The organism is Nostoc sp. WHI, from assembly GCF_015714725.1.
GTDB lineage: Bacteria > Cyanobacteriota > Cyanobacteriia > Cyanobacteriales > Nostocaceae > Nostoc.
The window spans coordinates 1-9,866 of record NZ_WBKM01000002.1; the positions used below are offsets into that span (position 1 = coordinate 1).

The 9,866-nt window shown below is 42.1% G+C and carries 8 protein-coding genes and 1 pseudogene; 3 read left to right on the top strand and 6 right to left on the bottom strand.

Translation table 11 applies throughout. The features are described from left to right. On the top strand, nt 1-476 hold a 476-nt coding region (locus F8S12_RS00085), incomplete at its 5' end, for an ISAs1 family transposase (protein WP_196514200.1). Between the two features lie 131 nt (nt 477-607). Here F8S12_RS00085 and F8S12_RS00090 read toward each other — a convergent pair. Both F8S12_RS00090 and F8S12_RS00095 read right to left on the bottom strand, forming a co-directional pair. Beyond that, nucleotides 608-814 (bottom strand): helix-turn-helix domain-containing protein, encoded by a 207-nt coding sequence (locus tag F8S12_RS00090; protein ID WP_196514201.1) that lies wholly within the window; start codon nt 812-814, stop codon nt 608-610. Nucleotides 815-896: 82 nt separating this feature from the next. Then, nucleotides 897-3,611 (bottom strand): N-6 DNA methylase, encoded by a 2,715-nt coding sequence (locus F8S12_RS00095; protein ID WP_196514202.1) that lies wholly within the window; start codon nt 3,609-3,611, stop codon nt 897-899. Nucleotides 3,612-3,838: 227 nt separating this feature from the next. On the opposite strand from F8S12_RS00095, the gene F8S12_RS00100 reads away from it, so the two are divergent. Together F8S12_RS00100 and F8S12_RS00105 are read left to right on the top strand one after the other, a co-directional pair. Beyond that, nucleotides 3,839-4,555: a TrbI/VirB10 family protein gene (locus tag F8S12_RS00100; protein ID WP_196514207.1), complete on the top strand. Its 717-nt coding sequence runs from the start codon at nt 3,839-3,841 to the stop codon at nt 4,553-4,555. A 173-nt stretch (nt 4,556-4,728) separates the two neighbouring features. Then, nucleotides 4,729-5,499 carry a hypothetical protein gene (locus F8S12_RS00105; RefSeq protein ID WP_196514203.1) on the top strand — a complete coding sequence of 257 codons (771 nt, stop codon included), beginning with the start codon at nt 4,729-4,731 and terminating at the stop codon, nt 5,497-5,499. 404 nt (nt 5,500-5,903) lie between these two features. On the opposite strand, the gene F8S12_RS00110 is transcribed toward F8S12_RS00105, so the two are convergent. The 4 genes and pseudogenes from F8S12_RS00110 to F8S12_RS00125 form a co-directional block, all read right to left on the bottom strand. Then, nucleotides 5,904-6,386 (bottom strand): type II toxin-antitoxin system VapC family toxin, encoded by a 483-nt coding sequence (locus F8S12_RS00110; RefSeq protein WP_196514204.1) that lies wholly within the window; start codon nt 6,384-6,386, stop codon nt 5,904-5,906. Beyond that, the gene (locus F8S12_RS00115) at nt 6,379-7,683 is read right to left on the bottom strand and encodes an AAA family ATPase (RefSeq protein WP_230967694.1); all 1,305 of its coding nucleotides are present in this window, start codon (nt 7,681-7,683) and stop codon (nt 6,379-6,381) included. Before F8S12_RS00115 ends, F8S12_RS00110 begins: the two co-directional genes overlap by 8 nt. A 565-nt stretch (nt 7,684-8,248) precedes the next feature. Then, entirely contained in the window at nt 8,249-9,385 is a 1,137-nt protein-coding gene (locus tag F8S12_RS00120) for a hybrid sensor histidine kinase/response regulator (protein ID WP_269144754.1), read from the bottom strand. Between the two features lie 220 nt (nt 9,386-9,605). Further along, nucleotides 9,606-9,866, bottom strand: a pseudogene (locus tag F8S12_RS00125) (hypothetical protein); the annotation flags it as partial.

Here is a 9,866-nt window from a genome sequence, read left to right on the forward strand (position 1 = left end):
GTTTTCAAGGGTTTGAACATAGTACCTATAAAACAGAAGAAACGGGGCATGGTCGTCATGAAATTCGCCACTACGTCATGTTATCTGATATTCAGTATCGGCTTGATCCTGATTCAGTATGGTCAAACTTTAATAGTATTGGAATGGTAGAATCCGTCCGGCAAGTAGATGGTAAAACAACAGTGGAGACTCGTTATTTTATTAGTAGTCTTGGAGATAATGCCAAACAACTTGCTAATGCTGTTCGCAGTCACTGGGGGATAGAAAATTCATTGCATTGGGTACTGGATGTAGCTTTAAAAGAAGATAATTGCCGGATTAGGAAAGATAATGCTCCACAAAATTTTGCAGTAATGCGGCAGATAGCAGTAAATCTTCTAGGTAAAGAGAATCGTGTAAAAAGGGGAATCAAAAATAAACAGTTTCTAGCAGCAATGGACAATAAATATTTAGAAAGAGTTTTAGCTTTAGCGTAAACTAGCCTGTCAACAATTTAGTTATGATTATTGCTTATTTTTAGGAATAAGCTTACTTATTTATGGCTGAATAGTTAGTTAATTTATCCTTAGACAAGAGTTTTTTCATTAGAGATAAGTTAACTTATATGTTAGTAAAAGGAGCGATTTGTCCTGTTTATCTTTTTGTCAAACTTTGCACTTATATAAATAATTTTGAAATCCTCATTAGTTTTTGTTAGTAAATAAGGTGCGTTTCCCCTGCAATTATAGGTGTACCGCGCCAAACCTGCTGATTTAGCAAGCATAGTACGCTGTTTGTTGTTTGGGTTGAGTTCTGTTTTAAAACCTAGAAGCATTTTACCGACCCCCAAAGGCAAATTGTTAGGACTAAAAGTATTGACTGATGCTTACATTCCCGCTTTGATCGTTTGTTTTCGCTCACTCATTTTCGGAGTGTTCATCATCCGGTATATCGTCACCATAATCTTCATCGCCACGTCCATCTATTACATCACTGAAACGTAGCATTTCTTGCTTAAGACTATTTGCAGCTTCACGCTGGTTAATTCGGGCATCAAGCACATTCTGAGTTAGTTCGCGCTGAATCATTTCATTTTCAGGAAAACAAATTTCGAGCCGCTCAAAATCTGACACTTGTGTTCGCCGTCGATTACTGTGCCCCGTTGTGATCGCACGAAAAGCACGTTGATAGTATCGACTCCGAAGAAGACAAGATAAAAACTCTGGATTAAGCCTAAGATCAGTAATTTGATAAATTGGAAATTCTTTAGTTACGATTGCTTCGTTAAATTCATCCGGTACGATAGCAATGCATCCCTTCCATAAATCAATGGATGAAAAAACAAGATCACCAGCATAAGCCTTGTACCAAGTTGATGAACTGTCCTCAAAGTACATTCCAAGCCATTCTGGTGGATTGTTTCCCTTTCCTGCCTCACGCGGTCGGATGTCTCCTGTCTGCGCGAGAGTCATGACCACCACATAAGTATCTGGCTCGCTTGCTGGTTGAATTTCTTCTGCACGACGCTGCATAACTTTCGATAACGGAAGCCGCACCCATCCAGATGGAGTGTAGTTGCGCTCCTCCTGTTTGAAAAGATGATATTTAGGGTCAAGTCGATGGCTTTCATGAGATGACCACATATCACCAGCATAAATAGACATACAATCAGGCAGTCTATGCCCGTCATAAGTTACTGGGTTAGACTTAAATCTTCGATACTGACCGAGAATCGTGCCTGATTGATCAAGATTAAGATTTCCACCTTTAAAACCACGATACAAGTCATTGCGTTCAGAAGAAGCTCCTGTTGTCGTGTAGCCAATATAATGTGCCTCAGCCAAGAAAACTTTGTAATCTAATTCATGGAGTCCAGCCAGAATAGCATCTTCCTCATTACCTACTTCTTCTAAGGAATTATTGTAAGCATTTTGAAACCGAGTCCGTTCAAAGTCAATAAACTTTCGATAAAAGAGAATCGAAGTTTTATTTTGTGCTCCTGATTTTCTAAAAGCGTAGTCTGGAAGCGAGACAATTGCCTCGAAAAACCCATTCTTTGCAAGAAAACGACGCGTTCTAGGGCAATTTGATATCTCACCTTGATTGTTGAACAATCCATCTGGAAGAATAAGCGCGAGTCGTCCTCCACCCTCAAGCATATCAATTGCTCTTTCCAAAATGACATGCTCAGATGGGATGCTAGAACGTCCTTCAGCAATATCAAAATTTGAGAGCAGATTTGTACCAAGGAGATCATCATCTCCCTCTTCTACTTCATCTCCAAATGGTGGATTTCCAACAACACAAGTAAATCTTCCATGCCAAGCCTGTAATCTTTCCTTAGTGAATGTTGAATCAAGACAACTTCGATCTCCTTCAATATTGGTATGTCCATCGTGGTGTAGCAAGAGATTGATTTTACAAATTCGGGCAAGTATTTCGTGGATTTCAATACCAAAAACTTTGTGTAGAGCAAAATCATTTTTGTATCGGTCTAACTCTCTACGCCCTGCAAAATTAGCATTAAGATTGTGCCACACCTGAAGTAGCACCTCCAGAAGAAATCCCCCACTTCCAGCAGTAAGATCAATAACAAAGTCTGTGTGGGCAATATTCAACATAGCAACTGAAAAACGAGCCAGTTGTCTCATAGTGAAATACTGTCCCAATTCACCACGAAATACTGAGCCGAAAAAGCTCTCAAATGCCGCGCCTATTGAGTCAACGGCTGTGCTAGTGATACTGACATCTTGCAAGACACGAACAACTTCATAAACTTTGCGATCTGGAAGCCTAATTCTGATTCCTTCAGGGAAGATTGTTGTATCGTTGCGGCACGCCTGTTCAAATAGTTCGTGAATACGTGTTGCAACTGTTGTAGTAGTTTCATTAGTACCAACTTGAAATTTTCGGGGTTGCCTGTTTGGGGTTGTCCGTTCATCTTCAACTTTTGCAAATAACAACTTACTCCACTCATCAAATGCAGTAAGAGGATCGCGTCTACCACCAGCCCAGATAATAGAGTGAGCACGACGTATCCTAGTTTCGAGAACTTTTGGCTTGACTGGCTGAATATCGTTGTTTTCTAGTCCAGCTATGTAGGCATATTCTGGAACTTCCCCGTACTGAACTGGGATAACTTCACGATATCCTTTTGAATTCTCTTTACGTTCTTCCGCAGGATAGTTCGCAACATCATAGAAGATTGATGTCGAGTATTCTTCATACAATCCAAGCGGTGCTCGAAGACTATTTGCATTACCGAAAAGTTGTTCGATCCCTTGTAATTGATCGGGTACACTCTGTTTATCACTTTTACATTCGGCTACAAGGTAAGGTTCTTTACATCGATCATCTCGGTAAACAACAATATCAGCCCAATCGTTAGGGGTGCGACGCGGAACTTTCACCTCTGTTCTCATTCTGTAAGGCGGATAACCTTTCTCAAGTACTAAGTACGCAATGGTATAAGCTCTAACCCATTCTTCAGGGTCTGTCCACTCATAATCCTTCTTCTGATCGAGATAATAAATAACTCGCAACTTCTTAATTTCGATTACACCACGCTCAATAGCTTTTCGGATTAAAGGGTGTGCTTCAGCCTCAGCTTGAGTAAATTTTTGTCGTGCCATGTTTTAATATTTTAGAGTAATGTACTCTAAGATAATTTAAGAGGTGCTAAATTGTCAATAATATATTTCAGAGTAGCATACTCTGAAATAATTTACAGAATTAAAACTCCAAAACCTTAAAATCAAGAACTAATACATCCATTTCCACTCCCGAAGACCCTGGTATTCAAACAGTTTTAATTGGCTCCAAAAGCACTGACAGTAAAACTGATAACTTGACTCCAGGAATGGTAGGTATCCTCAATCGCACCCCTGTAGCTACAACCAATCTCAATGTCAATGAAACTAAAGAGGTAGCGCTGGGTACATCTGCCCCAGGTAGAATTATCATGCCGATGATTTGGGATCAGGGAGGGAATAATCCCAGCGATCGCTTTGCTATCGAGTTAACCAAACCTCTCACAGCTACAGATGGCACGGTGGCACTCCCGGCTGGTACTGTTTTAGTAACGAAAACAGTGGCAGTAGGTAAAAAGAATAACTTGGTATCTGCTAGTGCGATCGCGCTTATTTACCCTGACTCCCAAGGCACAGTCAAACAGGAAACCATTCCGGCTGAGACTTTGTTAATTCGCGGTCGAGGACAGCAACCGTTAATTGCTAAAAAGCTGAATGATGTGGGAACAGATATTGCCCAACAAGATTTGTTAGTTGGATTACTCAGTAGTTTGGGTAAGGTGGGAAGCATAGTGAATCAGCCCCGCACTCAATCTAGCACTGTTGTTTCTAGTGGCACTTTTAACCAAAGTACTGTTACTAGTAACTCTAATCCTCAGATTTGGGCGGCGGCGCTGGAAGGCTTTTTTAGTCCAGTCAGTGAACGTCTGTCTAGACGCTCTGACCAAGCAGTGCAGGAATTAGTACAACGTCCAAATATCCAGTTTTTACCTGAAGGTACAGAAGTCTCAGTTGTCGTCAATAGTTTTTTGAAAGTTGAACGATGATACCAATTTGGTACAAGTAGCCAGCAATTTAAAATTCAAACAGATTGAAGTCGAGTTATCTACAGCATTCTGGCTATTGAATAGATACAAATTGAACGTTCTACAACTTAATCTTTGAGATTACTAGAACAGTTTATAAGTCAAAACTTCTAGTCCAAAATTCTTTCATTGGTATGAAACAATTTGCCACTCTTGTTATTGCTAGCACTACAATACTGTTTGGGGTGACGATACCTTTTGTACAGGCACAAGCACAAACTCCTACATATCGCTTGATTCAACGGGATATGGCTGCAAGCAGTAGGATTCAGGTTCAAATTACTCCAGGACGTGCTACGCCTATTAGCTTCACTCAAACCGACGAGGCGATCGCCTATATTTTGGTAGCAGACCCTTCACGACTGGTCTACACCACAGATACAGATTTAAAAAGCGGACGCGCTACAACCATCTTTCTGAGGGCAATCCAACCACTAAAGTTTCCAGGGGCTACCACCACTGCCATTACTAACTTACTTGTCCAAACTGTAGACAAAACGGGACAAAAGCGACTCTACAACTTTGATATCGTTCTAGTGCGTAGAAACACTGGGTATGTTGGTATTCAGATTGCAAATGCGATTGCCTCCGGCACTGCGCCAAGACGCGGAGCAGCTTCTGAAAGTAGCGCAATCGCTGGACAGCAGACACTATTAATAGATAAAAATCGCAGAGCGAGAGTAGATGATATTGAAACCGGGCTGAGAATTGCTATTAATCGGGGTTACACCAACAAAAGCGATCCAGTTGTTCTTAAAATGCAGCAAGTTTTATCTCTGTTGCGAAATAGCAGAGTAACAATCCCAGAAGCAGCTACATCTGTTGGTGTTCCAATTGAGGTTATTTCTGAATTAGGAAGAATCGCCTTAAATGACCGCCTACTCAGACTAGGACAGCAACGCTAGAGGTTATGCATTATGCACTGGTTAAAATACATTTCTTTTTACTAAATTCAGATAATTCAGAATTTGAAAATAGAAAAATTAATTAATGCAATAATTTTGAAGCAGGGAGATAGCGACGTTGACATCCTCACCGCCGTTCACGGTCGGTGATTCTGGAGTAATGAGTAATGAGTAATGAGTAAATACCTATTTTTCGTCCACTCATTACTCATTACTCCTTACTCATTACTTTAAAGCCGCGCTAGAAGCACGGGGCTTGTATCCCATTTCTTTGGTCAAAAAGCCAACTGAGTGATAAGTCAGTAAGCATTGCTTAATGCGATTATTTGAGAATTTGTTGAGAACACAGGCTTCTTAATGACAATATCCGTTCGCCCTAATCTCAATGCTGATGCTAAGTATTGTCATTTTCCCCTTTGGTGATAATTCTGTAAATCGCTGTCTAGCGACCAGATAAACACTTCACTCATTTGAAAGAGATTACAGGACTTATGAAATTCCTGAATGATGCTAAAATCACCGAAACTGGTTCCTTCTTGCTTATTAGGAGCTTTGTTTTTGCCAGCCAGATCGGGGAAGTCGTCAATCCACTCCAATATCTCTGCCGTGTTTGGGAATGTAGTAGGTCTCCAGGGAGCTACGCCTGTGAATGCCTCTTTAACTTCTTTAACAAAACGTAAGGCGGTTTTCCTTCGCATTGTGCCATCGCCGTTCTGGGCAATATGGTTGCCTGTTTCAAGTATCGTCGCCATAGGCAACAAAAAAGTACAGCCAGATTGAGCATAGGTCTGAAAATCTTCGAGAACTGATGCTCTATGCTGATTATAGTTGGGAACGTTCAGTATTTCGAGGAATATGCTGGTATCTATTAGGCAGATACTACTCATTGCTGTACTCCTGCAAACGAGACAGCCATTCCATAGCTTGCTGTTTTCTATCTTCTGGTGTGTGCGGCGACTTGACGAACCGATCCACTACCCCAGCAGTTACCAGTTGACCGAGCGGACCCTGAGATATCAGACTTGGGAAATCGTACATATCCCCAAGCCGTACAAGGCGGCTATCTCCTGACTCTGGATCTCGGAAACAAAACACTACATCACCGAGAGCCGCATCGGGTAAGGCATCCATTAGGGCTGGGTTGTGGGTAGAAAGCAGCACCCGCAATTTCCGCCGCTCGGCAATATCCCGGATGCTGGCGAGTAGATGCTGGGCGCGGTTGGGATGAACGCCGTTGTCGATTTCCTCGATTACCACTAAACTGCCAACGGGTGCCGATAGCATAGCCGCCGCGATCGCTAACACCCGCAAAGTACCATCGGATAACAATGCCGCCTCACAATAGCGACGGTTATTGCCAAAGGTTTCTGCTAGTCGCACCATGACTTCATCCCGTGGGCCGAAAAGGAAATCTAGCCCATCTATAGCCTGTTCTGGTAGACTCTGGATAAAGTTGAGAATTGCCTGTTGATTTTCGGCTTGGTTCTCCCACAAGCGATACAGGACGCTGGAAAGATTAGTACCATCTTCTTGTAATCGCTTATCAGATTTGAAGCTGTACTCGCGCATTCTGGCGGGGACGGGATCTAGAAACAGGATGTTCTTTAAAATTCGTTGATATTCGCGGACGGTTTCAGGAATTATCTTTTGGGATATGGGGTACTTTGGATCAAAATGGGCAGGGGTGTCTAACTGCACGAATATAGCCATCTGATCGCTGCACGTTACTCGTGGCTTGTTCTTCCCTTTTGTAAAGTTGTTATATGCGACACCAACATCAGTTCCTACTCCTTGAGAAGGCTGATCTAGGTCATATAGCGGGACTTGACTTGTCGAGCCAACGATTCGCTCACTACTGATGTGCAGTTCTCCGTCACGCACATTCAGGGTTATATCGAGTTGGTTCCAGTCTGGGTAGTCTAAACGGCAACCGATGGTAAAATTTGACTCTCCCCGATGGCACAAGTCATTTACTCGACCGCGTACAACGCGCTCTGCACTATTCACCGCATATTGAATGCTGGAGAGTTTTTGCCCTTGTGCTAGCCATGACAGAAAGCGCAAACCTTCAAGGGCGTTACTTTTGCCTGCGGCATTGGCTCCGATTAGTACGGTTAGCGATCCAAGGGGTAAGCGGCTTGTACTGTAGCTTTTGAAGCTGGCGAGGGTAAATTCTGTCAGCATGGCACTCATCTTACAATTATCATCTCAAGGCTCAATGGTGGAGGGAGGCGAAGAGGGCATCGAGTTCTGACAGTGAGGCGTGGTGACTCATCTCTAAAGCCCGTTACTGTGAGTCGGTTATTGTGCAGGTTCCGAGTTGGGGACAAATAATCTCTATTGCCTTACTCTTGAAAAAAACAATTCTGTGTTCGTTATCTTCAGAGTCTCCTAAAGTGGCTCGTTTACGGATGCTCATGTTTTTCATATCAGAGACGGTATTCTCAAAGAAATCCGATTGATGCCCACAGTCGCAACGAAAGGATGATGGATACAGTTCTATTGCCATCTTACACACCATGACTTCCCCCGCCAAATATTACCATGCTAGTCAGGCGATATTTGACAGGAATAGTAAGGTAATCAGTGGGGTATTCAAGCAAGAATACCTCACTCGCTAGCTGAAAGATGTCCAGAAAACCCCGTGAGATCAAACCAGGATACTGTTATCACATTACCATTCGCTGCAATAACCGTGAGTTTCAGTTAACTCACCACGAATGCCGTCAGGTGATTGCTATACTGTTGATCAAGTTTTTAATACCTCAATGATCTTGTCCACAAGTTCCATTGGCTCAATTGGCTTGGCAATAAAAAGTTTAAACCCTGCTTTTAAAATACGTTGCTCATTTCTGGCTTCAGCAAAAGCAGTAAGAGCGATCGCTGGAATTTGTCCCCCTTGCTCTATAGTGCGGGAGCGAACCTGACGAATTAAGGTAAAGCCATCCTCATCTGGCATACTGATATCATTAATCAGTAGAGCAGGCGATTGGTGTTCTAAAAGTGCCAGTGCTTCTTTTACTGATGCCGCTACTAATACATCTGCCCCGGCGCTCTGAAGAACAGTCCGCATTAACATCCGAGCATCTGCATCGTCATCCACAACCAGAATACACAAGTTCTGCAATTGGGCAATTTCCTTATTCCCATGCAGCAATTCTCCTACTACTAGTTCATCATTGCTCAACTGCTCTGTCATTGTCACGATAGGTAGTCTCACCGTGAATGTCGAACCCTTGCCGAATCCTGCACTGGCTGCTGTGATATTGCCATTGTGGAGTTCTACAATTGTGAGAGCGATCGCAAGTCCTAACCCTAATCCACCAGCAGAACGAGTAGTAGAAGCGTCACGCTGACTAAACCGTTCAAAGACGAATGGTATAAACTCTGCTTCTATGCCCCTCCCTGTATCAATAACAGTAATCTGAGCTTGAGACTCAATTTGTTCCAACCTGACCTCTACACTTTCATTCTTGGAACTAAACTTGATTGCATTTGAAAGCAAATTCCAAACCACCTGTTGTAAACGAATGGCATCACCTAAAACATTAGACACAGCAGCATCAAGATGTAACTGAATTTGAATGCCCTTTGTTTCGGCTGACAATCGAATAGTATCTGCTGCTGACCGAATTACACTTGCTAGGTCAACAGGTTCGATTTCCAAATTCATCTCGCCCTTCTGCATCCTAGCCAGATCCAACAAATCGTCAATTAAGCGAACTTGTAGACGAGCATTTCGCTCAATGGTTTCCAATCCCTCAATTTTCAGTGCTTCATCCATCTCAGATTCAGTTAGCAATAGTTGCGCCCAGCCGTGGAGATTATGCATGGGAGTACGTAACTCATGAGACAGGGAGCAATGCGATTTTGTGAGGTCGGACAAAAAAAGTGCGATCGCTAAAAATTATATTCAAGTACGGAGTGATTTTATTTACAAATAAAATATTGATTCGCAGGAGAATTCATCTTGATGAGATATCTCAAAAAGATTGCTAGTAAGTCATTTGACGATTATTTCCCAAAATATCTGTAACAAGCCTTTGATATTTAGTATCAATTACAGCAACCAATAGCTAAAGATGAGAACGCAAGTATAAAATTAATCAAGCAGTTTGAGGTTTAATAAAGGAATTAAAGATAGAAATACAAAAATTATCCCAACTTCCAGCTATCCATTGACAGCGCAGATGTAATATAATTTCTGCATTGTCTTTCAACCAAAATTTACTGTTTCCTTTGATTCTTAAATTGACAACTTGGCGGATTAAACTCTCAATTGCACCACTGCCAATAGGTAGTTTTTGAGTTATGACTTTAGCGTAATTTAAACGCCTTTCACGATAGGCACGTAAAAGGTAATTTCT

Bases quoted from the DNA above. Each gene is read 5' to 3' on its own strand.
- F8S12_RS00090 (WP_196514201.1), bottom strand. From the start codon at position 814: ATGCTTCTAGGTTTTAAAACAGAACTCAACCCAAACAACAAACAGCGT.
- F8S12_RS00095 (WP_196514202.1), bottom strand. From the start codon at position 3,611: ATGGCACGACAAAAATTTACTCAAGCTGAGGCTGAAGCACACCCTTTA.
- F8S12_RS00100 (WP_196514207.1), top strand. From the start codon at position 3,839: ATGGTAGGTATCCTCAATCGCACCCCTGTAGCTACAACCAATCTCAAT.
- F8S12_RS00105 (WP_196514203.1), top strand. From the start codon at position 4,729: ATGAAACAATTTGCCACTCTTGTTATTGCTAGCACTACAATACTGTTT.
- F8S12_RS00110 (WP_196514204.1), bottom strand. From the start codon at position 6,386: ATGAGTAGTATCTGCCTAATAGATACCAGCATATTCCTCGAAATACTG.
- F8S12_RS00115 (WP_230967694.1), bottom strand. From the start codon at position 7,683: ATGCTGACAGAATTTACCCTCGCCAGCTTCAAAAGCTACAGTACAAGC.